Source organism: Paraburkholderia dipogonis (genome assembly GCF_046027395.1).
Taxonomy (GTDB): domain Bacteria; phylum Pseudomonadota; class Gammaproteobacteria; order Burkholderiales; family Burkholderiaceae; genus Paraburkholderia; species Paraburkholderia dipogonis_A.
The window spans coordinates 94,582-117,992 of record NZ_JAQQEG010000003.1 but is presented as its reverse complement, the minus strand read 5'-3'; the positions used below and the strand labels follow the sequence as shown (position 1 = coordinate 117,992).

Annotated in this window: 25 protein-coding genes; 17 read left to right on the top strand and 8 right to left on the bottom strand. The window is 63.7% G+C overall.

What is annotated here, in order from left to right; all coding sequences use genetic code 11:
* Positions 1 to 30: 30 nt before the first annotated feature.
* From PQR32_RS04515 to PQR32_RS04490, 6 genes are all read left to right on the top strand, one after another.
* Positions 31 to 1,425 carry a UbiD family decarboxylase gene (locus tag PQR32_RS04515; RefSeq protein WP_408222672.1) on the top strand — a complete coding sequence of 465 codons (1,395 nt, stop codon included), beginning with the start codon at positions 31 to 33 and terminating at the stop codon, positions 1,423 to 1,425.
* Positions 1,422 to 2,012, top strand: a complete 591-nt coding sequence (locus PQR32_RS04510) for a UbiX family flavin prenyltransferase (protein ID WP_408222670.1) — start codon at positions 1,422 to 1,424, stop codon at positions 2,010 to 2,012. Before PQR32_RS04515 ends, PQR32_RS04510 begins: the two co-directional genes overlap by 4 nt.
* Before the next feature lie 40 nt (positions 2,013 to 2,052).
* The gene (locus PQR32_RS04505) at positions 2,053 to 3,147 is read left to right on the top strand and encodes a CobW family GTP-binding protein (protein ID WP_408222668.1); all 1,095 of its coding nucleotides are present in this window, start codon (positions 2,053 to 2,055) and stop codon (positions 3,145 to 3,147) included.
* A gap of 89 nt (positions 3,148 to 3,236) precedes the next feature.
* Entirely contained in the window at positions 3,237 to 4,577 is a 1,341-nt protein-coding gene (locus PQR32_RS04500) for a nucleobase:cation symporter-2 family protein (RefSeq protein ID WP_408222666.1), read from the top strand.
* Between the two features lie 86 nt (positions 4,578 to 4,663).
* Positions 4,664 to 6,043, top strand: a complete 1,380-nt coding sequence (locus PQR32_RS04495; protein ID WP_408223053.1) for an isoxanthopterin deaminase — start codon at positions 4,664 to 4,666, stop codon at positions 6,041 to 6,043.
* A gap of 20 nt (positions 6,044 to 6,063) precedes the next feature.
* Positions 6,064 to 6,795: a maleate cis-trans isomerase family protein gene (locus PQR32_RS04490; RefSeq protein WP_408222664.1), complete on the top strand. Its 732-nt coding sequence runs from the start codon at positions 6,064 to 6,066 to the stop codon at positions 6,793 to 6,795.
* Positions 6,796 to 6,887: 92 nt separating this feature from the next.
* Here the strand turns inward: PQR32_RS04490 and thrS are convergent, their stop codons facing one another.
* Positions 6,888 to 8,102, bottom strand: a complete 1,215-nt coding sequence (thrS, locus tag PQR32_RS04485; protein WP_408222662.1) for a threonine--tRNA ligase — start codon at positions 8,100 to 8,102, stop codon at positions 6,888 to 6,890.
* 367 nt (positions 8,103 to 8,469) lie between these two features.
* Here thrS and PQR32_RS04480 point away from each other — a divergent pair, with 367 nt between their 5' ends.
* Complete coding sequence (locus PQR32_RS04480) at positions 8,470 to 8,955, top strand: GNAT family N-acetyltransferase (protein WP_408222660.1); 486 nt, start codon at positions 8,470 to 8,472, stop codon at positions 8,953 to 8,955.
* Between the two features lie 116 nt (positions 8,956 to 9,071).
* Here the strand turns inward: PQR32_RS04480 and PQR32_RS04475 are convergent, their stop codons facing one another.
* On the bottom strand, positions 9,072 to 9,659 hold the full coding sequence (locus PQR32_RS04475) for a flavin reductase family protein (RefSeq protein WP_408222659.1): 588 nt from the start codon (positions 9,657 to 9,659) through the stop codon (positions 9,072 to 9,074).
* Positions 9,660 to 9,848: 189 nt separating this feature from the next.
* Here PQR32_RS04475 and PQR32_RS04470 point away from each other — a divergent pair, with 189 nt between their 5' ends.
* Complete coding sequence (locus tag PQR32_RS04470) at positions 9,849 to 10,655, top strand: aminoglycoside phosphotransferase family protein (protein WP_408222657.1); 807 nt, start codon at positions 9,849 to 9,851, stop codon at positions 10,653 to 10,655.
* Between the two features lie 49 nt (positions 10,656 to 10,704).
* Here PQR32_RS04470 and PQR32_RS04465 read toward each other — a convergent pair whose 3' ends face one another.
* Positions 10,705 to 11,037, bottom strand: a complete 333-nt coding sequence (locus PQR32_RS04465; protein WP_408222655.1) for a hypothetical protein — start codon at positions 11,035 to 11,037, stop codon at positions 10,705 to 10,707.
* A 230-nt stretch (positions 11,038 to 11,267) separates the two neighbouring features.
* Positions 11,268 to 12,791: a MocR-like pyridoxine biosynthesis transcription factor PdxR gene (gene pdxR / locus PQR32_RS04460; RefSeq protein WP_408222653.1), complete on the bottom strand. Its 1,524-nt coding sequence runs from the start codon at positions 12,789 to 12,791 to the stop codon at positions 11,268 to 11,270.
* 108 nt (positions 12,792 to 12,899) lie between these two features.
* Here pdxR and PQR32_RS04455 point away from each other — a divergent pair, with 108 nt between their 5' ends.
* Positions 12,900 to 13,640 (top strand): GNAT family N-acetyltransferase, encoded by a 741-nt coding sequence (locus PQR32_RS04455; RefSeq protein ID WP_408222651.1) that lies wholly within the window; start codon positions 12,900 to 12,902, stop codon positions 13,638 to 13,640.
* Positions 13,641 to 13,715: 75 nt separating this feature from the next.
* On the opposite strand, the gene PQR32_RS04450 is transcribed toward PQR32_RS04455, so the two are convergent.
* Positions 13,716 to 14,249, bottom strand: a complete 534-nt coding sequence (locus PQR32_RS04450; protein ID WP_408223051.1) for a GNAT family N-acetyltransferase — start codon at positions 14,247 to 14,249, stop codon at positions 13,716 to 13,718.
* Positions 14,250 to 14,440: 191 nt separating this feature from the next.
* On the opposite strand from PQR32_RS04450, the gene PQR32_RS04445 reads away from it, so the two are divergent.
* Complete coding sequence (locus PQR32_RS04445) at positions 14,441 to 15,109, top strand: VC0807 family protein (protein WP_408223049.1); 669 nt, start codon at positions 14,441 to 14,443, stop codon at positions 15,107 to 15,109.
* Between the two features lie 9 nt (positions 15,110 to 15,118).
* On the opposite strand, the gene PQR32_RS04440 is transcribed toward PQR32_RS04445, so the two are convergent.
* On the bottom strand, positions 15,119 to 15,985 hold the full coding sequence (locus PQR32_RS04440; RefSeq protein WP_408222649.1) for a LysR family transcriptional regulator: 867 nt from the start codon (positions 15,983 to 15,985) through the stop codon (positions 15,119 to 15,121).
* Positions 15,986 to 16,108: 123 nt separating this feature from the next.
* On the opposite strand from PQR32_RS04440, the gene PQR32_RS04435 reads away from it, so the two are divergent.
* From PQR32_RS04435 to PQR32_RS04405, 7 genes are all read left to right on the top strand, one after another.
* A complete protein-coding gene (locus tag PQR32_RS04435; protein ID WP_408222647.1) occupies positions 16,109 to 17,053 on the top strand; it encodes an AEC family transporter in 945 nt (314 codons plus the stop codon).
* Between the two features lie 135 nt (positions 17,054 to 17,188).
* Complete coding sequence (locus PQR32_RS04430; RefSeq protein ID WP_408222645.1) at positions 17,189 to 18,019, top strand: AraC family transcriptional regulator; 831 nt, start codon at positions 17,189 to 17,191, stop codon at positions 18,017 to 18,019.
* Between the two features lie 147 nt (positions 18,020 to 18,166).
* Complete coding sequence (locus tag PQR32_RS04425) at positions 18,167 to 19,132, top strand: quinone oxidoreductase family protein (RefSeq protein ID WP_408222643.1); 966 nt, start codon at positions 18,167 to 18,169, stop codon at positions 19,130 to 19,132.
* Positions 19,133 to 19,187: 55 nt separating this feature from the next.
* Positions 19,188 to 19,364 (top strand): DUF1427 family protein, encoded by a 177-nt coding sequence (locus tag PQR32_RS04420; protein ID WP_408211519.1) that lies wholly within the window; start codon positions 19,188 to 19,190, stop codon positions 19,362 to 19,364.
* A gap of 182 nt (positions 19,365 to 19,546) precedes the next feature.
* Positions 19,547 to 20,125, top strand: coding sequence for a DUF4337 domain-containing protein (locus PQR32_RS04415; protein WP_408222641.1), 579 nt, complete (start codon positions 19,547 to 19,549; stop codon positions 20,123 to 20,125).
* Between the two features lie 57 nt (positions 20,126 to 20,182).
* Positions 20,183 to 20,800: a LysE family translocator gene (locus PQR32_RS04410; protein ID WP_408222639.1), complete on the top strand. Its 618-nt coding sequence runs from the start codon at positions 20,183 to 20,185 to the stop codon at positions 20,798 to 20,800.
* A gap of 182 nt (positions 20,801 to 20,982) precedes the next feature.
* Positions 20,983 to 21,672 carry a class I SAM-dependent methyltransferase gene (locus tag PQR32_RS04405; protein ID WP_408222637.1) on the top strand — a complete coding sequence of 230 codons (690 nt, stop codon included), beginning with the start codon at positions 20,983 to 20,985 and terminating at the stop codon, positions 21,670 to 21,672.
* Positions 21,673 to 21,708: 36 nt separating this feature from the next.
* Here PQR32_RS04405 and PQR32_RS04400 read toward each other — a convergent pair whose 3' ends face one another.
* Positions 21,709 to 22,983: an RNA polymerase sigma factor gene (locus PQR32_RS04400; RefSeq protein ID WP_408222635.1), complete on the bottom strand. Its 1,275-nt coding sequence runs from the start codon at positions 22,981 to 22,983 to the stop codon at positions 21,709 to 21,711.
* A gap of 4 nt (positions 22,984 to 22,987) precedes the next feature.
* Positions 22,988 to 23,395, bottom strand: coding sequence for a VOC family protein (locus tag PQR32_RS04395; protein WP_408222633.1), 408 nt, complete (start codon positions 23,393 to 23,395; stop codon positions 22,988 to 22,990).
* Between the last annotated feature and the right edge of the window lie 16 nt (positions 23,396 to 23,411).

The following is a 23,411-nucleotide window of genomic DNA, read 5'->3' as shown; positions in this document are numbered from 1 at the left end:
CTTCAGTTGTCGCTTTCGACGGAGTTCACTATGGCGGATAACCTCTTCCGCGCCACACAGGATTTTCATCGCTTCGCGCAAGCATATCGCGAGCACTATCCCGACGATGTATTGACGCTTTCCCAACCACTGTCCGCCGATCAGGACGTCACGGCGGTCGTTGCAGAACTCGCCGCGCGCGGACAGCATCCCATGCTGATTTGCGAAAAGGTCGATGGGATCGCAACGCCTCTCGTCACCAATTTCTTCGCTTCACGTTCACGCATTGGGCGCTTATTCGACGTCGACGCGTCCGGCTTGTTCGAAGCGTATCAACAACGCGCCAATGCACCCATCGCGCCGGTGTTCGTGGCGAACGGTCCCGTGCTGGACCAGGTGATCGAAGGCGACGCCGTCGATCTCGCGCAACTGCCGATGATTCGCCACTTCGATACCGATCGCGGCCCGTACATCACCAATGCGGTGATCGTCGCCGAAGATCCGGTCACGGGCGTGGCAAACCTCAGCTATCACCGCTCCATGCGGCACGCGAAAAACGCTTTGGCCACCAGCCTGCATTCTCGCGGCCACCTCTGGCGCATGCTGCAAACCGCACAGGCACGCGGCGACACGTTGAAAGTCGCGATGGTGATCGGCGCGCATCCGCTATTCATGTTGGCAGCCGCCGCGCGCGTACCGTTCGGCACCGACGAACGCGCAATTGCGGGCGGCCTGTTCGGCGCGCCGCTGGAACTGGTGCGCACGCCGCGCTACGGCATCGGCGTGCCCGCTTCCGCCGAGTTCGTGCTGGAAGGCACGATCAATCCTTCAGCGCACGCCGAGGAAGGCCCGTTCGGCGAGTTCACCGGTTATTCATCGGACCGCTCGACTAACAACGTGCTGCGCGTCGACACGATGATGCGCCGTAACGATGCGTGGCTCGTCGATGTGGTCGGCGGTCCTTACGCAGAACATTTGACTTTAGCCCGCTTGCCGCGTGAAGCGGAGATGAGTGAGAAGCTGAAGGCGCGCTTCCCGTCCGTCACCGCGTTGCACTACCCCAACTCCGGCACGCATTTTCACTGCTACGTCGCGCTGAATCAAACGCGCGACGGTGAGGCCCGTCAGATCATGCTCGCGCTGCTCGGCTGGGATCCGTATCTGAAGAACGTTGTGGCGGTGGATAGCGACATCGACATCACCAACGACTCGCAAGTGCTGTGGGCCATCGCCACGCATTTTCAGCCGCACCGGGACGTGTTTATCGTCGATGGTTTGCCGGGCAGTCCGCTCGACCCTTCGTCGTCCGCGGCGGGCACCACGTCGCGTATGGGCATCGACGCAACACGCGGCTCGCATTTCGACGGCATCCGCGCTCGCATCAGCGAACGCGCCTCGCAACAGGCCATCGACATTCTGGCCCGTGCCGCCGGAGCACAGCGATGAGCGCGCGGCGACTCGTAGTCGGCATCAGCGGCGCGTCCGGTTTTACGTATGGCGTGCGCCTGCTGCAACTGCTGCGTCAGCTCGATATCGAAACGCATCTGACGGTTTCGCGCAGCGCGCTGCTCACGATGACGCACGAGACCGACTACAAGTTCGCCGACGTCAGCGCGCTCGCCAGCGCCACCTACCGTTGCGACGACATGGCCGCGGCAATTTCCAGCGGCTCGTTCCGCTCGCTGGGCATGATCGTCGCGCCCTGTTCGATGAAGACGCTTGCCGAAATTGCCAGCGGCATGTCGTCGGGCCTGATTTCGCGCGCCGCCGATGTGACGTTGAAAGAGCGCCGCCCGCTGGTGCTGCTGGCGCGCGAAACCCCGTACACGTTGGCGCATCTGCGCAACATGATTGCCGTGACCGAAATGGGCGCGATCGTCGCGCCACCGGTACCGGCGTTTTACGCGCGCCCGGCTTCACTCGACCAGATGATCGATCACACGCTAGGCCGCGTGCTCGATCTGTTCGGTCTCGAAGCGGGCACCGTCAAACGCTGGCGAGAAGTTGAAGCACCCGCACCGCATATCGCCTGATAGCCGAACCGCAGTACGAACGAAGAAACGGAGACGAGCCATGAATCACATTCACACCACCCACAACGAAATCGAGAAAATTCCCGTCACGGTGCTGACCGGATTTCTCGGCGCCGGCAAAACGACGCTGCTCAACTACATCCTGCGCGAGAAGCACGGGCGCAAGATCGCGGTGATCGAAAACGAGTTCGGCGAAATCGGCATCGACGGTGGCCTCGTGCTCGAATCGACCGAAGAGATTTACGAAATGACGAATGGATGCGTGTGCTGCGTCGGCGCGGTGCGCGAGGATCTGGTGCGGATCGTGCGCATGCTCGTCGAGCGGCCGGACCGGCTCGATCACATCATTGTCGAAACCAGCGGGCTTGCCGATCCGTATCCGGTCGCGCAGACTTTCTTTCTCGACGATCCGATCGCCAAACAGGTCACGCTCGACGCCGTCGTCACGATGGTCGACGCGAAGCACATCGCGGCGCATCTGGACGACCTGGTGCTCGACGGTAGCGACAACCAGGCCGTCGATCAGATCGTGTGTGCGGACCGTATCGTTATCAACAAGGTCGATCTGGTAGGACCGGACGATATCGCTTCGCTTACTCAGCGCATTCGCGGACTCAACGCGACAGCGGAAATCGTCGAGTCGAGCTATGCGCAGATCGACCTCGCCAAAATTCTCGGCGTAGGCGCCAACGAGTTCTCGCAAATTCTCGTCGAGACCGATGGCTTGCAGGAAAAAGGACACGCGCATGGCCACGAAGAACATGAGCATGAGCACGAACATGGGCATGCCCATCTCGACGAGGACCACATCGATCACCAGCACGACGAAAGCGTTTCCTCAGTCGGAATTGAAGTCGATGCCGACATCGACCTCGACGCGCTGCAAGCCTGGCTCGCCGAGTTGCGCAACTCGGACGCCGCCAACCTGTTCCGTATGAAAGGCATTCTCGCCGTGCAAGGCCAGTCGCATCGCTATGTGCTGCAAGGCGTGCACAACGTCATCGAACTGCGCGCGGCGCAAGTGTGGGGCAGTGAGCCGCGCTCGTGCCGCATCGTATTCATCGGACGTGATCTCGATCGCGCCGCACTGACCGACCGCTTCCATGCCTGTCTTGCCTTGCCGGTTACGGCCTGACGGGAGACCCGGTCGGCGCGCGAAGTGATGCCGCGCGGCTAGGTCCGCGCGGCGCGCTCCGATCGAAAACAATAGTCTGGAGACACGTCATGAACACCGCCATACACCCCGTTGATCGGATTCTGCCGAAGCGTCAGATGGTCACGCTCGGTTTGCAGCACATGCTAGTGGCTTACATCGGCGCGATTGCTGTTCCGCTGATCGTCGCGTCGGCGTTGAAGATGTCGCCGGCCGACACCACCGTGCTCATCAGCACGGCGCTGTTTTGCTCGGGCATCTCGACGATTCTGCAAACCGTCGGCATCTGGAAGTTCGGAGTGCGTCTGCCGATTCTGCAAGGCGTCGCATTCAGCAGCGTCGGGCCCGTCATCGCGATTGGCACGAGTCCCGGTGTCGGCTTTGCCGGCGTGTGTGGCGCGGTGATTGGCGCGGGTTTGTTCACGATGTTCGCGGCACCACTCGTCGGGCGCTTACGAAGGTTCTTTCCACCTGTGGTGACGGGTTGCATCGTCACCGTGATCGGCTTGCAGTTGTTTCCCGTCGCGTATCAATGGGCCGGTGGCGGCGAGGCCGCGCAACAGCAGTTCGGCGCGCTGCCGTTCCTGAGCGTCACGCTGTTCGTCGCGTTGGTGATTCTCGCGATCAACCGCTTTGCCAATGCGTTCCTGCGCAATCTGTCGGTGCTGATCGGTTTGATTGCGGGCGGCATTCTGGCCTGTTCGCTCGGCATGGGCAACTTCGCGAGCGTGGCGCAGGCGCCGTGGTTCACCGTGCCGTTGCCGTTTCATTTCGGCACGCCTGTGTTTTCGCTGGTGCCGGTGCTGACGATGATCGTCGTCATGGTGGTGCAGATGGTCGAATCCATGGGCCTGTTCGTCGCAATCGGCGACATCGTCGGTAAGGAAGTGAGCGAGGAAGACGTGGTGCGTGGCATGCGCGCCAACGGTCTGGCGAGTGCGATTGCCGGCATGTTCGCGGCCTTTCCGTTCATCGCCTTCATGGAGAACGTGGGGCTCGTCATTCTGACCGGAGTGCGCAGCCGCTGGGTGGTGGCAATCAGCGGCGTGCTGATGTGCGTCGTGGCGCTGGTGCCGAAGATCGGCGCGGTGGTCGCTTCGACGCCCGCTGCGGCACTCGGCGGCGCAGGTATCGCCATGTTCGGCGTGGTGGTTGCTGCCGGTGTGCAGACGCTAGCAAAGGTGGACTTCGAGCGCAATCGCTACAACGTGCTGATCGTCGGCTTTACGATCGCCACCGCGCTGATTCCGGTGATGGCGCCGCAGGTCTTCAAGCACATGCCCGACTGGACGCAACCATTCCTGCATAGCGGCGTGGTGCTGGCGTGCCTCGTTTCCGTCGTGCTGAACGCGGTGCTCAACGGCGCGCATGAAGAGGACGTGGTGCCCGCGCACAACATGGTCCGCGAATAACGGACGCAGCAAGACGAGCGCGGCCGTCGTGCCTCTTCGCACAGGCGGCCGCTCCGCAGTAACTGAAAGGACATCGAATCGTGAGCATGCAAACTGAAGCGTTGCTGATCAAGAACCCTATTGCGGTGATGAGCGGAATGAGCGGCGAGTGCGCGAGGCTCGGCCAGGTCGATCTGCGGATTCGTCACGGACGTATCGAAGCCATCGCGCCGAATCTCGAACCGCGCGCCAATGAGCGCGTGATCGACGCGCGTTCCTGCGTCGTTTATCCGGGCTGGGTGAATACCCACCATCATCTGTTCCAGAATCTGCTGAAGGCCGTGCCGTCCGGTATCAATGCGGATTTGCAGGAGTGGCTGGCCGCCGTGCCATATCCGCGTCTTGCGCGCTTTACGCCGGATCTGGCGCGCGTTGCTGCCCGCCTGGGTCTTGCAGAGTTGCTGCTGTCCGGCGTGACGACCTGCGCCGATCATCACTATCTCTATCACGCGGACGGCACCACCGAAACCGGCGATCTGCTGTTCGACGAAGCGGCTTCGTTCGGCATGCGCTTCGTGCTGTGCCGCGGCGGTGCATTGCAGGCGGCAGGCGACCATCCGGGTTTTTCCAAAGTCGCGCTCAAGCCCGAGACGCTTGATCAGATGCTTGCCGACATCGAGCGATTGAAGTCGCGCTATCACGATAGCGGCGATGCTTCGATGCGCCGCGTCGTCGTCGCACCGACTACGCCGACGTTTTCCTTGCCGCCCGAACTGCTGCCGGAAGTCGCGCGCGCCGCTCGACGGATGGGCTTGCGAATGCATACGCATCTGTCCGAGACGACCCGTTACGTCGATTTCTGCAAGGAGCGCTTCAACAAACTGCCGGTCGAATTCGTTGCCGATCACGAGTGGCTCGGACCGGATGTGTGGTTCGCGCATCTGGTGCATTTGCAAGCGAGCGAGATCGCGATGCTCGCTGAAACCGGCAGTGGATGCTCGCATTGCCCTGTCAGTAATGCGCGGTTAGGCAGCGGCATCGCACCCGCACCGCAAATGGCGGCCGCGGGCGTGCCGATGTCGCTAGCCGTGGACGGCGTGGCGTCGAACGAATCCGGCAGCATGACCAACGAAGCGCATTTCGCGTGGCTCGTGCATCGCGCGGCGCGGGGCGCGTCGGCGACCACCGTCGAAGAGACGATCCATTGGGGCAGCGCGGGCGGCGCAGGCGTGCTCGGTCTCGACGCGGTCGGCACGCTCGAAGTCGGCAAGGCGGCGGACTTCGTGCTGTATGACGTCAGCGATCTGCGCTTCAACGGCTTTCACGATGTCGCGGTGGCGCCGGTGACAGCGGGCGAACCGGCGCGCGTTCGCTATAACGTGGTGAACGGCCGTGTGGTGGTGGATAACGGCGTGATTCCGGGTCTCGATCTCGACGCACTTCGTTATGAAGCCGCCGAGGGCGTGAAGCTGTTGCTTGCGGATTAAAGGACAGGGGACGCCTCAAGATGCAAAGCAAACGAATCCGGCTCGGTATTCTGACGCCGTCGTCGAACACGGCGCTCGAGCCGATCACTTCTGCGATGCTCAGCGAACTCCCGCACGTCAGCGCGCATTTTGCCCGTTTCACGGTCACGGAAATAGCGTTGTCCGAGCAAGCGCTCGGCCAATTCGACGCGAGCCGGATTCTGACGGCCGCGCGACAATTGGCCGATGCGCGGGTGGACGTGATCGGCTGGAGCGGCACGTCGGCGGGCTGGCTGGGGTTCGAACGCGATCAGGCGTTGTGCCGCCAGATCACGGAGGCAACGGGGATTCCTACGACGACCTCAGTGCTTGCGCTCAACGAGATCTTCGAGAAAACCGGCGTGCGTCGATTCGGTCTCGTGTCGCCTTATACGGATGATGTTCAGCAGCGCATCGTGCGTAACTACGAGAAGCTCGGCATCGAATGCGTGGCGGAACGGCATTTGGGGCTACAGGACAATTTCAGCTTTGCTGAAGTGCCCGACACCCAACTCGCGATCATGATGCGCGAGGCCGCGTTCGCGAGACCAGATGCGGTGACGACGTTCTGCACGAATCTCCACGCGGCGCATCTCGTGCGTGCGTTTGAGATGGCGACGGATATTCCGGCTTATGACACGGTGGCGACGGTGGTGTGGAAGGCGCTGAGATTGCTGAACGTGGACACGGAGCCATTGCTGAGTTGGGGGCGGTTGTTCGCAGAGGTGCGGTAGGTTCTTACCTTCGAGCGATGACCCTGCGCCACCCGCCGTTTAATTGACAGCCCGGAGGGCGCAGCTCGAAACGCCCTCCAGCAACCGTCACGTCAAACCCCCGCAGCCACCGCAGGCGGCCGCGCCGCCAGCCTTAAATGCTCGACACCGTCATCAAACGACAACGTCGCTTGCTGCCCATCCCGCAAGCGAATACTGATCGTCCGATCGCGCTCATCACGCGGTCCCACCACGACAAGAAATGGCACCTGCTTCTCCCGCGCATCGACGATCTTCTTCTCCAGCCGCTCAGGCCGACCGTCGAGCACCGCCCTGACGCTCGCATCGTCCAGCGCCTGCATAACCTCCTGCGCGTAGCCGATGTTGGCGTCGCTGATCGACGCAACTACGACTTGCTCAGGTGCCAGCCACACCGGCAACCATCCCTCGTGATGCTCGAGCAGCATCGCGATGAACCGCTCCATGCTGCCAAGCACCGCGTGATGAATCATCACAGGCCGCTCACGCTCATTTCGCTCGTTGACGAACTCCGCGTCGAGCCGCTCAGGCAGCACGAAGTCGAGTTGAATCGTGCCGCATTGCCAACTCCGTGCGCGGCTGTCCGTCAAATGAAACTCGAGTTTCGGCCCGTAAAAAGCACCCTCTCCTTCGAGCACGTCGAACTCCAGCCCAGCGGCACGCGCAGCCTTCGCCAGTGCATCTTCCGCGCGGTCCCACGTTTCATCGCTGCCAGCGCGCATGGCTGGCCGCGTCGCGAGCGCGACCTTGAACTCGGGAAAACCGAGGTCCGCATAGACCGCACGCAACAGCGCGCAGAAGCGGCCGACTTCTGCTTCGATATGCGCTTGCATACAGAACACATGCGCATCGTCCTGCACGAAAGCACGCGTACGTTTCAGTCCTTCGAGCGAACCCGACGGTTCATCGCGATGACACGCGCCGAACTCGCTATAGCGGACCGGCAATTCGCGATACGAACGCACGCGTTGATTGAACACCTGCACATGACATGGGCAACTCATCGGCTTCAGACACAGTGCGCGGCCTTCTTCCGCATCGGCCCACGAATACATCGCCGCGCCGAATTTCTCCCAATGCCCGCTCTTTTCCCACAGCGAACGCGCCAGCAGTTGCGGCGTGCGAATCTCGCGAAAGCCCGCGCGACGCATGCGCGCACGCACATAATCTTCGAGCACGCGATACAGTTCCCAGCCGCGCGGGTGCCAGAAAACCATGCCGGCGCCTTCTTCCTGTTGATGGAAGAGGTCGAGTTTATTGCCTAATACACGATGGTCGATGTCGTTCACAGTCTTGCTCCATTTGATCGGTTACCGCGAATGGATGCCGCAAACGGAGGTCCAGAAACACCAAAGGCCCCGTCCGTTTCCGGCGGGGCCTTTGGGGGGTTTGCCACAGCTTCGTGCTTCTAGCGCGCGCAACCTCCAGACGACCCGCCTGAAAAGGTGGTCGTCGTGGTGGTGACGGCAGCGAAGGGAATCGAGTGGAAGTCCATGGATCGACAGTAAACGATCTGGTGACGAGACGTCAACCGCAATCTCGACACGCTCTGGTCAGAACAGCACGTTAAACGCTAGGATGTATGCCTGATCCGAACCTAGCGCGTCTGCGCGACACTTCGGTCTGCAACTCAACCGATCGATCGAGCATTTAACCTTGACTATCCATATCCGTCCCGCTCACGCAGCCGACGCAACGTTGATTCTTCGCTTCATCACCGAACTCGCGGTGTACGAAAAGGCGGAGCACGAAGTCGTCGCGACCGTCGGCGACATCGAAGCGAGCCTGTTTTCCGCCGGTTCCAGCGCGAAGGCGCTGATCTGCGAGATGAACGGCGAGCCCATCGGCTTTTGCGTCTACTTTTTTTCGTATTCCACCTGGCTCGGCAAACAAGGCCTTTATCTGGAAGACCTGTACGTATCGCCGGCATCGCGCGGCAGCGGCGCGGGCAAACAGATGCTGCGCCACCTCGCGCGCATTGCCTGCGACACCGGTTGCGGCCGCTTCGAATGGAGCGTGCTCGACTGGAACGAGCCCGCCATCGGCTTCTATGAATCGATCGGCGCGAGCGCGCAGAGCGAATGGGTGCGGTATCGGTTGGCGGGGGACGCGCTGAAGAAGTTTGCCGAGGGCGACGTGTAAATAGAGCGCGTATTCGCCCGCCCGGACTTACGCATTCATGCAGCCGGAACTCGTTGCGTTACCGGAAATGAAGGCGGGCAAATTCCTTCGAAGCTAGTAGCGGCGCGCGCTGAGCCTCACTCACGCGCCGCGCCATTCGCCACGGCGTCCACCTCGAACGCATCGCCCGTGGCAAAGAACGTCCCGCCGGCCACGTAGTGGCATGTACGCAGATCGGGATCATCGCCGAAATGCCAGCGGTTGTTAGAGTACACGCGGCTATCCGCATACGCCGCAACAACCTCGCCGATGATCAGATCATGACGCTGGCTGTCGTCCGGAATGACCTTGCACTCCATCCACGTGATGCAACCCGCGAGCATGGGCACGTCGATCTGTTGCGCGGGGAACGTCTCCAGGTCAAAGGCGGAGAACTTGTCGAGTTCGGTGCCCGCGTTCGAGCCCACCGCCAGCGTTTGCGCAGCGAATCCACGGCTCGGCAGTTGCAGTCCGAACACGCCGCTCGCCTCGATCAGTTGCCGCGTGAGCGTGCGGCTGTCCACCACCACGACCACCTTCGGCGGATTGAAGTCGAGCGGCATCGCCCAGGAGGCCGCCATCACATTCGAGCGGCCACCGTGCGCGCTGGTGATGATCGTGACCGGTCCATGATTCAGTAGCTGCGTAGCCCGCGGTAAGGCCACGGGTTCTCGGGTGACTTTCATACGTAGGTTCCGCGTCAAATGAATGAGAGCGATTGTAGCGTCGAGGCTTGAAGTGCGCTGCGCGTGCCATTCCTGGGCGATTCAGGCGAGAATGCAGGTCCATCCAACTCTTTGACGAGAGACCGTGCGCGCCACCTGCCTGCGTACCGCTGACAGCCACGCCGCCGCGCTCGCGAACTGAAAGCTCAAATGTTCACCGAGTACATCGTCAAGTGGAATCTGCAGCAGGACGGCGCGCCGATTCGCACGCACAGCAGCCGGCTTCTGCCCGTCCGTCGACACGGCATTCCCGCGATGCTAAAAGTCGCGCAGGAACCCGAAGAGAAATTCGGCGCGCGGTTGATGGTGTGGTGGGGCGGCGAAGGCGCGGCCCGCGTACTCGCGCACGATGCCGATGCCCTGCTGCTAGAGCGCGCGCGAAGCGGCCACACGCTGGCGGACCTTGCGCGCACCGGCAACAGCGATGCCGACGACCGCGCCATCGACATTCTCTGCGCCACCGCCGCGCGGCTCCACGCGCCGCGAAATAAACCGCCGCCCGAATTGATCGATTTGCCGCGCTGGTTCGCGAGCCTATGGTCCGCGGCGCAAAAGTACAGCGGCTGGTTGAAGCACAGCGCGGCCGTCGCGCAAGCCTTGCTCGCCGCGCCGCAAGACCCGGTGGTGTTGCACGGCGACATCCATCACGGCAACGTGCTCGATTTCGGCCCGCGCGGCTGGCTGGCCATCGACCCGAAAGGCCTCTACGGCGAACGCGGCTTCGACTACGCCAATATTTTCTGCAATCCGGACGAGGAGTCGGCGTTGCGACCAGGCTGGTTCGAGCGTCGTGTCGAAAGAGTCGCGCGGAATGCCGGGCTCGACAGACACCGCTTGCTGCAATGGATACTGGCGTGGTCCGGTTTGTCCGCGGCGTGGATTCTCGAGGCGGGCGAGACGCCCGACATCGATACGGAGGTCGGCAAGCTGGCTGCCGGGGCGCTCAAGCGCGAGTAAGGTCAGGCAAATCAGGGCGGCAACTCGCAAGCTGCCGCCCAGGCGTGCATCAGTGCGGCGCTTTACCGTTAGGCACGGCGTCCAGTGGTTTGTGCTGTTCCTCTCCAAGTCCGGGGAAGAACGCGTTCCACGCGGCGCGCACGCCTTGGGCCGCCGTGGCCTCGGCGGCGATCGATTCGGTCTCGCCTTCGCCGGCTTTCGATGGATCGGCGGACAAGCCGCGCCAGTGTGTAAATACCAGCAACGGTTTCTCGGTCCATATGCCGTCGCCAAACTTCGCAAATGCCGTGTCCCCGCTCGTCAACTGCACCTCATACCAGCCTTCACGGACGGGCGTGTGGGCCTCAAGCTCAAACCACGGGGTCGGTTCGATTTCCTTCATGTCGTCTCCGGTCGGATAGATCGTCATAGATAACCACAACAAAGGCATTCTTCATGCCCGAGCCAACAGCGACCCGGCAAGCGCGCTTGCGGCACCGCATATCACGCGATGTTGCAGTGCGGCGCCTGCGGCATGAGCTGCGGGCGATCCGTCGATGACGCACACTTCGAAATCGCCGCGCATAAGCGACACGATAGCGCGACATGGGCCGCGCGGACAAACGCAAAAAGTTACACGCGCATCTTCGTGGCCGACGCCTTGGCCGGCTGGCGCCTCGGCTTGCCGTCCAACTCGGCCGCGAGCCCGGCCAGCACACGGATTGCGGGCGCCAGCCGTTCGGCCGGCGTACTGCCGTAACCAATCACCAGCCCATTCGTCTCGACGCGCGGCTGCAACGCGAAACCGGACAGCGCGCGAGGATTGAGCCCGTGGGCGAGCGCGCGTTCGGCGAGGGTCCGATCGTCGATGCGCGGCGGCAAGCGTAGCGTCAGATGCATGCCGCAATTGCCGCCAAGGATTTGCGACGGCGCGAAATGCGCGTTTAGCGCATCGCGCAACGCCTGCTGGCGCTCGCGGTACAGACGCCGCATGCGCCCGAGATGCCGCCCGAACTCGCCGCTCTCGATGAACTGCGCGAGCGCCAGTTGCTCCAGCCGGTGCCCGCCGCGCAGCATCTCCTGCACCGCGACGGCGGTGTGCGCGGCGATCGGACGCGGCAGCACCACGAAGCCGATGCGCAGCGCGGGAAACATCGTTTTGCTGAACGAGCCGACGTATAACACCGGCGCGTCCTCGACGAGCCCCTGCATGCTGGCGATCGGCTCGCCGGTGTGGCGGAACTCGCCGTCGTAATCGTCCTCGATCAGCCACGCGCCGCTGTGGCGCGCCTGGGCGATCAGATCCAGACGGCGCGCCACCGACAGCACCGAACCCGTCGGGTACTGATGCGCGGGCGACGTATAGATCAGCTTCGGCGGCTGCGTGCGCCACGCGTCGGACGGCACCGCCATGCCTTCCGTGTCGACGGGTATCGGCAGCGTGGTCAGGTCGCCCAGGTTGAACGCGGCCTTCGCGCCGCGATAGCCGGGGTCCTCGACCCACGCGATGTCGCCCGGATTGGTGAAGAGGCGCACGCACAGGTTCAGCGCCTCCTGCGCGCCCTCGGTGATCACCACCTGCGAGCCTTCGCAGCGCACGCCGCGCGCCATGCGCAGGTGCGCGGCGATGGCGTCGCGCAACGCCGGCTCACCGGCCGGCGTGCCGTAGCCGAGCGCGAGGGGCAGCGCGCGCTCCATCGAGCGTTCGAGCGCGCGCCGCCACGCGGTCACCGGGAAGCGTTCCAGGGCGGGCGTGCCGGGCGTCAGGGGCAAGGTGTTGTCGGCGTGGGTGCGCGTGGCTGCGAACTGCCCGACGCGGGCCGCATAGGCCACATCCGGCGTCGCCAGTAGCACTCGCGGCTCGCCGCGTGCGGACGGGCTGGAGAGCGGGCTCACGCGCGTGCCCTTCTTGTCGGCGACCACATAACCGACCGCGGCCAGATGCTCGTACGCGATCACCACCGTGTTGCGCGACACGCCCATTTCCGCAGCCAGCAGGCGCGACGACGGCAGCAGCGAGCCCGCCGGCAAACGCCCCGCGAGAATCGCCTGCTGCAAGCGCTCGATCAGTTGTTTTTGCAGCGGCTCGGGCTTTGCGCCGCTGCCAGCGGCCGTCGAGGCAGCCGGGCTGGCAAGCGGGCCAATGATCTCGATCATCGCGGCTGGACCTATCAAATGACGTTGGTGTGGATCTTTTTAACATACCACGTTTGCCGTATCGTTCCCCGTCATCGACGATCATTCGTAACCGCCAGGAGAACAGACATGGAACCCAGACATAACGCGTTCGAGCAGCCGATCGGCGCCCCCGTCCCGGGCTGGAACGGCGCTCAGGCACCTGGCCGCGAGCCGCTGGTGGGCCGCTATTGCCGGATCGAACCGGTGGACTTGGAGCGTCATGCCGAGGATCTGTACGACGCGTACAGCTCGGCCGCCGATGGCCGCGACTGGACCTACCTGGCAGTCGGTCCGTTCGAGAGTCTCGCCGCCTATCGCGAGCATCTGACGCGCGTCGCTGCGTCCACCGATCCGCTGCACTACGCAGTAATCGATCTGACGACCGGCAAGGCGGTCGGCACGCTGGCTCTGATGCGGATCGACCGCGCGAACGGTGTGATCGAAGTCGGCCACGTCACCTATTCGCCGCGGCTGAAGCGCACGCGCATCGCCACCGAAGCGATGTTCCTGCTGATGACGCAGGTGTTCGACAAGCTCGGCTATCGGCGCTTCGAATGGAAGTGCGATTCGTTGAACGGACCGTCGCGCACGGCGGCGTTGCGCTATGGCTTCACGTTCGAGGGGATCTTCCGTCAGGCGATCGTGTATCGCGAACGCAATCGTGATACCGCGTGGTTTTCGATCATCGATAGCGAATGGCCTGCGCTGCGTCCGAGCTATGCGCGTTGGCTCGATGCCGGCAACTTCGATGCGCAAGGGCAGCAGGTTGAACGGCTGGTGGACCTGATCGCACAGCAGCGGGCAGCGGCGAACAGCGACGCGCGGTGAGGTGATTGTCGAGCCGGCCGGCGCACACGGCCCGCTCGACGTAACGGGCAATAACGGCGCGCGCCGCGCGCCGGCTCAAACCGCGTGTGCCTGCCGACTCAGCACGATGGTCGGCTTGCCTTTGTACGTGGTGCGAAGTTGCTCGCGATAGCCGCACTTGTGAGCGACGCGCAGCGACGGCAGATTTTCCGGCGCGACGATGCAGACCGTTTCGCCGCCCGGCCACTGCTGGTCGGCCCACTCCAGCGCGGCACGCACGGCCTCGGTCGCATAGCCGCGGCCATGCACGGCCGGGTCCAGCGCCCAGCCGACTTCAGGTGCCAACAAGGACGGCTCGATCTCGCGATGGTAGTCGGCAAAGCCGACTTCGCCGAGAAACCGGCCGCTCTCCTTTTCCCTCACGACCCAATAGCCATAGCCCAGCATCGCCCAATGTCCGGCGTAACGCAGCAGACGCGCCCAGACCTCTTCGCGCGTGAAGGGCTTGCCGCCGATATAGCGGATCACCTCGGGATCGGACCACATCGCGTAACTCTCGAGGAAATCGTCGCGGGTGTGGGGACGGAGGGTCAGGCGGGGAGTGGTGAGGAAGGTGGGAGCAATCGACATTGCGTAGGAGCAGATAGTGGATGAAGTGGCCCGGCAATCAGTGCGCTCGATCATCGCAGATTTTTTGCGCGCCATGTGCGTTGCCAAAATCCTGGCCGCGCGCGCAGCAAGCTATGGCATGCGAAGAGACTTCGCCCTACACTCGCCGGGTACGTCCGCGCATCGTTGCCACGCTCACCACCGCTCCGTCGATGAAACCTCGCCTGCGCTACCTCACCGCGCTGATCGTGAACGTCGCCTTGCCCTGGCTCGCCTACCGGCTCGCGTTCCCTCACTGGGGCCAGCTCGGCGCGCTGGCCGCGTCGGCGCTGCCGCTGATTGCGTGGATGAGCTGGGATCTGCTGCGCTATCGCCATTTCGACGCGCTCAGCGCGCTCGTACTGGCCGGCGTTGTACTCTCGTTGCTGGCACTCAGCATCGGCTTCGGCGGCAACACTCGGATGCGCGAGATCGAAGACCCGATGGTGTCCGGCATGATCGGCGCATCGTTCCTGGCGTCGCTCGCGCTGCCAAAGCCGCTGGTCTTCTATCTCGCCCGTTCGACCATGTCGCGCGAGGATCACCGCAGCGTCGCGAGCTTCGAAAAGCATTGGCGCGAACGTCCCTCGCTCGTTGCGTATATCCGCTTGATGACGCTCGTGTGGGGCATCGGCATGACGGGTGAGAACATCTTGCGCAGTCTGATCATCTGGCAATGGCCCGACGATCCGCACTCGGTCATCGCCTCCAACGTGCTGAGGTACGGCGTCTACGCCGGCTTGACGGCCTGGACCTTCTGGTGCCGCCGGCTCATCAAGCGGGATGCGCTGCGCTATCCAGACGACACCGCGGACCAGACAAACCACGTCTCCAGTTCATAAGCCCTGCCCTCACGCCAGCTCGAGGAAGCGCGCCAGACACGGATTGCGATTCGCCGGCGACCACGCCAACACCTGTTCGATCAGCGGCGCATCGACCAGCGGCCGGAACACCACGCCTGCAAGTTGCGCGCGGCGCATGGAGGCGGGCACCAGCGCCACGCCCACCCCTTCGTCGACGAGACTCAGCACCGTTTGTTGCAACTGGACCTCGAAGCGTATGTCGGGCTCGAAGCCGCCCGAGCGACAATGCTCGACGATCGCCGCGCGCAACATCGGCGCCACCTCCTCGGAGGCGAGCACGAACGGCTCGCCGGCCAGTTGCGCGATCTTCAGACGCCGCGCGCGGGCCCGCGGATGGCTGCGCGACAGCGCAACGCATAAAGGCTCGCTGAGAATCGTGCGTGTAGCTAGCCCCTTGTCCGGCACGTTCGGGAACATGATGGCCGCGTCGATCTGGCCGGCAAGCACCTGCGCGGTGAGATCGTTCGAGACGACCTCGCGCAGGTTCAACGCGACTTCGGGATAGGCCGCGCCGAAAGCCCGCGCATAGCCGGGCACGACGTTGTACGCCGCGCACATCGTGAAGCCGATGGCGAGCTTGCCGGCGTCGCCATGCGCGGCGGCTTGCGCGTTGCTGACCGCTTGCTCCACGGAGGCGAGAATCGCTTTCGCATCGGCGTAGAAGCGCTCGCCCGCGGCGGTCAAGGTCACGCTGCGCGGGCTGCGCTCGACCAGCGTCACGCCGACGCTCGCCTCCAGCGCCGCCAGTTGCCGACTCAACGGCGGCTGCGACAGATTCAGACGCGCCGCCGCCCGGCCAAAATGGCGCGTCTCGGCAAGCGTCACGAAGTAGCGCAGCGGCTTGATATCGATCACGACGGCCCCATGGGAATGGACAATGCAAAAAAGGTATTGTCGAGCACAAAAAACAGTATTGGATTGTATCGCCGCTAGCCACTACGCTGGCGGATCGCCATTTCTCCCCACATTTTTGCGCCGATGTTAGCCACTCTCGAAATCCTGCTCCCCGTCTTCGGTCTGATTTTCGCGGGTTTCGCCTGCCGCCGGCGCAATGTGCTCGGGCCGAACTCGGCATCGGAACTGAACCGTTTCGTGGTCTGGCTGGCGCTGCCGGCGTTGCTGTTCGACATCATGGCGCACGCCACCTGGCAGCAGCTCTATCAGCCGGCGTTCGTCGCCACGTTTTCGATTGCGTGCGTCAGCGTGTTCGTCCTGATTCTGGCGATGCGGTTGATGAGCGGCCGGCATCTCGCCGATGCGAGCGTCGATGCGATTGCGGCCTCGTATCCGAACACCGGCTATATCGGTTTCCCGCTGGGCATGATCGCGTTCGGCTCGGCCAGTCTGACGCCGACCACGATCGCCACGATCCTCGTCGCCTGCGTGCTGTTCGCGGTTGCGATCGTGCTGATCGAGGTGGGTCTGCAGACCGAGCGCACGCCGCATAAGCTGGGTTTGAAAGTGCTGCGCTCGCTGGCGCGCAATCCACTCATCGTGTCGCCGATCGTGGGCGTACTGTTCGCCAGCCTCCATGTCGCGTTGCCGGCCAGCGCAGAGACCTTTCTGAAACTGCTGGGCGGCGCGGCGAGTCCGTGCGCGCTGGTGAGCCTCGGCTTGTTCCTCGCTGAGAAGCGCCCGTCCGAGGCCGGCGCGCGAGGCATCTCCTGGTTGCTGACCGGCGTCAAGCTGCTGGTGCAGCCGGCGCTGACCTGGTGGCTTGCGGCGCGCGTGTTTGGGCTCTCATCCACGCTGGTCGAAATGGCGGTCATCCTCGCCGCGTTGCCCACGGGCACGGGTCCATTCATGCTTGCCGAGTTCTACGAACGTGAAGCGCACATCACCTCACGAACGATCCTGCTGTCGACCGTCGGCTCGATCGTGACCCTCTCGTTGCTGCTGCTGTTGATGGGCCATCGGACTTAAGCGCACGTAAGCGCATGCGAACGCGTCGGTTGGCGCGCAACATGCACGGGCCCGCGCCTCGCGCTATGCTTCGCAAACGGATCGATACGGTCCGCGATCTTCATCCGCAATGCGCGAAGCCTGAACCAAGCCGCCGTGCCCAAAGCCCGCCCACCCGAACTCCACGACGACGCCGATGCCCGTTCGCTCGCCCGGCACTATCCGCGCGGGCTGCGTATCGACCCGCACTCGCACACGTGGGCGCAGGTGCTCTATGCGGTGTCGGGCGTGATGTGGGTCGAGGTCGGCCGCGAAGCACTGGTCGTGCCGCCGCAACGCGCGGTCTGGTTGCCGGCCGGCACGCTGCACTCCATCCACATGATGAGCGAGGTGGAGATGCGCAATCTCTATCTCCACGAGCGCAATGTCGGTCACCTGAGCCGGCGCAGCGACGTGTTCGAGGTGAACGGCCTGCTGCGCGAACTGATCACCTCGATAGCGGAGCATGAAAACAGCGACTCGCGCGATCAAGCCTATCTCGACGCCGCGTACCGTCTCGCCATGCTGGAACTCGGACACGCGCCACGCTCGTCGCTGCGCATTGCGCTGCCCGATGCCTCGGACCGGCGGCTCGAGGCGTTGTGCCGCGCGGTGATCGACAATCCGTCGATTGCGATCAGCTTCGAGCAGCATGCGGCGTCGGTCGGGGCGAGCGTGCGGACGCTGGCGCGGCTCTTCACGCGCGAGCTGGGCGTCGGCTTTGCCGAATGGCGCCGCCAGGTGCAACTGGCGGTTGCCGTCTCCTGGCTCGCCGAAGGACGCCCGGTGAGCAGCATCGCGCGCTCGCTCGGTTTTCAGCCGAGCAGCTTCAGCGACATGTTCCGGCGCGAACTGGGCGCGCCGCCGACCGGCTTCGATCCAAGCGGCACGTTGAGCGAGGCCGTTTCCGCCGTTTCGCCCGAACCTGCAAAGAGCCGCCAAAGTTGATCAGCTTCGCAGCGCCACGGGAGCGCGGGTCTCAAACGCTTTGTCCGAATTTCGAAAGTCTTTGTCTCAACACCTTCGCGCCGGTCACCTAGACTAACGTTCATCTACTACGCAACGCAGCCCGGAATCCAATTGGAGCGACATACGATGAAAGCCATCCAGTTCAAATCTTTTGGCAGCCCTGAGGTGCTCGACTACACCGATCTGCCGACGCCGCAAGCCGATGCGGACAACGTCGTCGTGCAGGTCAAGGCGGCCTCGGTGAATCCGAGCGACGTCAAGAACGTCTCCGGGCATTTCGGACACACCGTGTTGCCGCGCACGCCGGGGCGCGACTTCAGCGGCGTGGTGGTGGACGGCCCGCAAGCCTGGCTCGGCGCCGAAGTGTGGGGCACCGGCGGCGACATCGGCTTCACGCGCGACGGCACGCACGCCGAGTTCATCAAGGTGCCGCTCGCGGCACTGTCGCGCAAACCCACGACGCTGAGCCACGCGGAAGCGTCCGCCATCGGCGTGAACTTCGTGGTCGCCTGGCTCGGCACGGTCGAATACGCGCATCTGCAAGCGGGCGAAACGATCGCCGTGATCGGCGCGGGCGGCGGCGTAGGCGGTGCGGTGGTGCAGATCGCCAAGGCGCGCGGCGCCCGTGTGATCGCTGTGGACCGTCATCCGCTCGACGCGGATACGCCGGCGGGCCGCCTGATCGACGCGTACGTGCCGTTCGATGAAAACACCACGGACCGCTTGAGGGCGCTGACCGACGGCGCGGGTGCGGACGTGGTCTACGATACCGTCGGCGGCGTGGCGTTCGAGACGGCATTGAGCCTCGTCAAACGCCGTGGCCGCGTGCTGGAAATCAGCGGCACGGGCAAGCGCCGCGTCGAATTCGATCTGATCGACTTCTATCACAACGAGACGCAGTTGCTCGGGGTGGATAGCGCGAAGCTCGGCGTCACGGAATCGGCGCCGTTGATGACGGCGCTGGTCGAGGGCTTCGAAACCGGCAAGCTGACCGGGCCGGTCATCGCTCAGGCATTCCCGCTCGAACGCGCTCGCGAAGCCTACGAGGCCGTGGCCGCCGGCACGCGCGGCCGGGTCGTCATCACGATGTAATCTCCCTTGCGACCGGCGGGCGTGGCAGCCCGCCTCTCATCTGGATACAACAGTCATGAAAGCGTATTTGATCTCGCTGGCCGCCGGCGTCGTGGTCGGCCTCCTCTACAGCGTGATGGAAGTGAAGTCGCCCGCGCCGCCGACCGTCGCGCTGGTCGGGCTGCTCGGCATGCTCGGCGGCGAACATATGATTCCGTTGGTGCGGACCTGGCTGGCGTCAGGCATTCATTGACTCGCATCTTGCCGCGCGCTTCGCTCGCGTTGAGTTGCGCGTATTCGTCGAATAAAACGCCGACGCGGCCGCATCTCTCAGAGGCACCTTTTCCGTCACCCTGCGTCACACGCTAAGATTGAGCCCGACGGGCTCGTGCGTCGCCCGCAGACGACAAGAAAAGCTTTGCCTCGGAGAATCAGATGCCTGAAGAATATGAAGTGCATGGTCCGCACGACCATGCCGTGGAACACGCCGGCCATCACGACGCGGATCCGTTTGCGAGCCGCATGGCCGTGATCACGGCCATCCTCGCGACGATCGGCGCACTGTGCGCGTACCAGAGCGGCAACAGCGAAAATCTCGCGCTGTACTACAAGAACGAAGCCGCCATCAAAAAGACCGAAGCGTCGAACCAGTGGAACTACTACCAGGCGAAGGGCGAAAAAGAGAATCTCGCCGAACTCGGCGCGGCGCTGTCCACCGGCAACACGGACGCGCATGCGAAATTCCTCGCCGACGTCGACAAATACAAGCAGCAGAAAGAGCCGATCCGCGCGAAGGCTGAAGCGATCGAAAAGGAAGTCGTCGATAACGACGCTCGCAGCGAAGCGTTGCTGCATGGCCATCATCGCTGGGCGCAGGCCACCACGCTGATTCAGGTGGCGATCGCCCTGTGCGCGATCACGTTGCTGACCCGCAAGAAGTGGTTGCGTAATCTCTCGTTCGTGGTGGCGGGGGCGGGCGTGATCACCGGCGCGTTGGCGTTTTTCTCGGCTTGATATGTGAAGCGCCGCGCAGCCTTAGTGCGCCGCGCGGCGCGAATAAAGGAGTGCAGCGTGATTGACGGGTCCGCGGTTCTGGGCGTTTTCTCTGTGTATGTGGCCGGCGTGGTAATTCCCGGTCCGAACTTCGTCGCGGTCGCGCACAAGGCCGCCTCGGCGACGCGCGTCGAAGCGCTCGCAATGGTCGGCGGCATCGTGCTGGTCAATCTGTTCTGGGCAAGCTGCGCGATTCTCGGCGTCGGCATCGTATTCACGGCTTTTCCGTGGCTCGCGTTGGCGGTTAAGCTGGCCGGCGCCGGCTACCTGATCTGGTTCGGCGGACGTCTGATCGTCAACGCGTCGGCGGGCAAACCGACCGCCGGTGTCGCTGCCGCGGCTGGAGGTTTCCGGCAAGCGTTCGCGCAAGGCTTCGCGACCAACATCGCGAATCCGAAGTCGATGGCGTTCTTCGCCGCCGTATTTTCTTCCGCAGCGCCCGCGCATGTCAGCGTGGGCACTTTCGCCGCGATGCTCGGCATGGTGTGCGTGGTTGCGAGCAGCTGGTACGGGTTCGTCGCGCTCACCTTGTCGCATGAGCGGATCGCGACCGCTTACCGGCGTTGCAAGGCGTGGATCGACCGCGTATGCGGCGGGCTGATCGTCGCGTTGGGCGTGCGTCAGTTGATCCGGTAGTTCTGCGCTCCTACGCACGAGGCGCGCGTTCAAACTGTTTTGCACTTCACCTCGCCTCGAAGAAGGTGGGTATTAAAGAGATACCCACGGCGTGGCTTCATGACATAAATTGAGGAGGACGTACCATACGCGCGTCTGCAGCGAACACTGCAACCGGCGCGATCTGTCATGGAGGACCCGCTGTGAGAGAAACAACTGATCCGTCAGGCGAGGTGGCCGCCGACCTCGAGGAAAGCATTCTTCTTCCGCAACTCGGCTGTCCTGCAGGCAGGATCGGCATAGCAGTCGGCGATATGTTGGAGCGATCGAATCACGCGGTCATCGTTACTTCATTCGATCTGCTCGACCTGCATGCGAACGAACGGGTGCTCGAAGTCGGCCTCGGCAACGGCGGCCACATCGCGTTCGTGCTCGATCAGGCCGAGAGGTTGCGCTTCACCGGCATCGATATATCCCCGACCATGATCGCCGCCGCTCGCAGCCGCAACGCGGCTTTTGTGCGCGACGGCCGGGTCTGGCTCGAAACCGCTGACGTCGTTGCCACGCCGTTCGCCACTGCCTCGTTTGACAAAGCGGTGACGAGCAACAGCACGTATTTCTGGCCGGACCTGACGGCCGGACTGAAGGAAATTCGCCGCGTGTTACGTGTGGACGGCACGCTGGTCATCGCGGCCATCACACCCGAAGCGGCAATCGAAATGCCTTTTGCCGAGTACGGTTTCACCGTGCATGACGCGGTGGCACTCGAAGCCGCCTGCCTGGCGGCGGGATTCGATCGGATCGGCATCACCCGCTACCTCGAACCGCTCAGCGATCCGCCGCAAGAGCATGGCCCGCGCGAGTTTTATCTGCTGCGGGCGTGCGCCGTCTGACACGGTGGCGTACGTAACGGCGATACGCGGCAAGGCTCAATGCGCGATGCCGTGCGCGCGCTCGAGCAACATCTCGCGCTCGCGTGCATTGCGCGTCATCCCGGCGGCACGTTCGAACTCAGCGCGCGCTTCTTCCACGCGTCCGAGTTTCGCCAGCAGATCGCCACGCACGCTCGGCAACCAGTGATAGTTCGCCAGCGCGGCATCGCTTGCCAGCGCATCGACGATCTCCAGGCCAGCCGCCGGACCGAACGCCATGCCTACCGCCACCGCGCGGTTCAACTCGACCACCGGCGACGGCGCCACTTGCGACAGCGCGTCATACAACGCGACGATCTGCGCCCAATCGGTATCGTCCGCGCGACGCGCACGAGCGTGACAGGCGGCGAGCGCTGCCTGCAACGCATACGGGCCGCTCGCGCCGCCCAGCGCATGCGCGCTGTTGAGCGCGGCCAGTCCGCGACGGATCAGAAGCGGATCCCAGCGGCTGCGATCCTGATCGAGCAGCAACACCGGACGTCCCTGCCCATCCGTGCGCGCATGTGTGCGCGAGGCCTGAATCTCCATCAACGCGACAAGACCGTGCACTTCGCTTTCGTCGGGCACAAGACCGCTCAGCACGCGGCCGAGCCGCAGCGCTTCCTCGCAGAGCGCCGGACGCATCCAGTCGTCGCCGGCCGTGGCCGAATAGCCTTCGTTGAAAATCAGATAGATGACCTGCAGCACCGACGCGAGCCGTGGCGCGCGCGCGTCCGCTTGCGGTACCTCGAACGGCACCTTGGCCGCCGAGAGCGTGCGCTTGGCCCGCACGATACGCTGTGCGACGGTCGGCTCCGGCACGAGAAACGCGCGCGCGATTTCGTCCGTGGTGAGGCCGCCCAGCAGACGCAGCGTGAGCGCGACGCGCGCATCGGTCGACAACACCGGGTGGCACGCGGTGAACACCAGCCGCAGCAGGTCGTCGCCGATATCGTCGGCGCGGGCGGCATCGAGGGCATCGACGAAATCGGGCACGAGATGGGCCTCCATCGCGTCGAGATCGTGACCCAGCTCCTGGCGTTTGCGGGCGTGCAGCGCTTCCTGCCGCAAGCGGTCGAGGGCACGGTTCTTTGCGGTCGCCATCAGCCATGCTCCCGGGTTGTCGGGCACGCCCGCGTCGGGCCAATGTTCGAGCGCGGACACCAGCGCGTCTTGCGCCAGTTCTTCGGCGAGCCCGACGTCGCGCACGATTCGCGCGACGTGGGCGATGACCTTGGCGGATTCGATCCGCCAGACTGCCTCGATGGCACGGTGGGTGGCTGCCGTGGTCACAGCTTCAGCCCGCCGCCTTGCCGTTCGGGTCCATGTAGATGAGCTCCCAGATGTGGCCGTCGATATCCTCGAAGCCGTGCCCATACATGAAACCATAATCCTGCGGCGCACGCGGTACGGTGCCGCCGGCGGCGAGCGCTTTGGCGACCAGCGCATCGACCTCCGCCCGGCTTTCGCACGACAGGCCCACCAGCGCTTCCGTGCTCTCCTTCGGATCGCACAGTGACTTGCGGGTGAACGACTTGAACAGGTCCTTGACCAGCAGCATCGCGTAGATGTTCTCGCCGAGGATCAGACAGGCCGCCTGTTCGTTCGTGAATTGCGGTTCGAAGCTCAAACCGATCGCGCTGAAGAAGGCTTTCGATCGTTCGAGGTTGTCGACCGCGAGATTGACGTAGATCTGCTTATGCATGATGGAGTCCGTTATC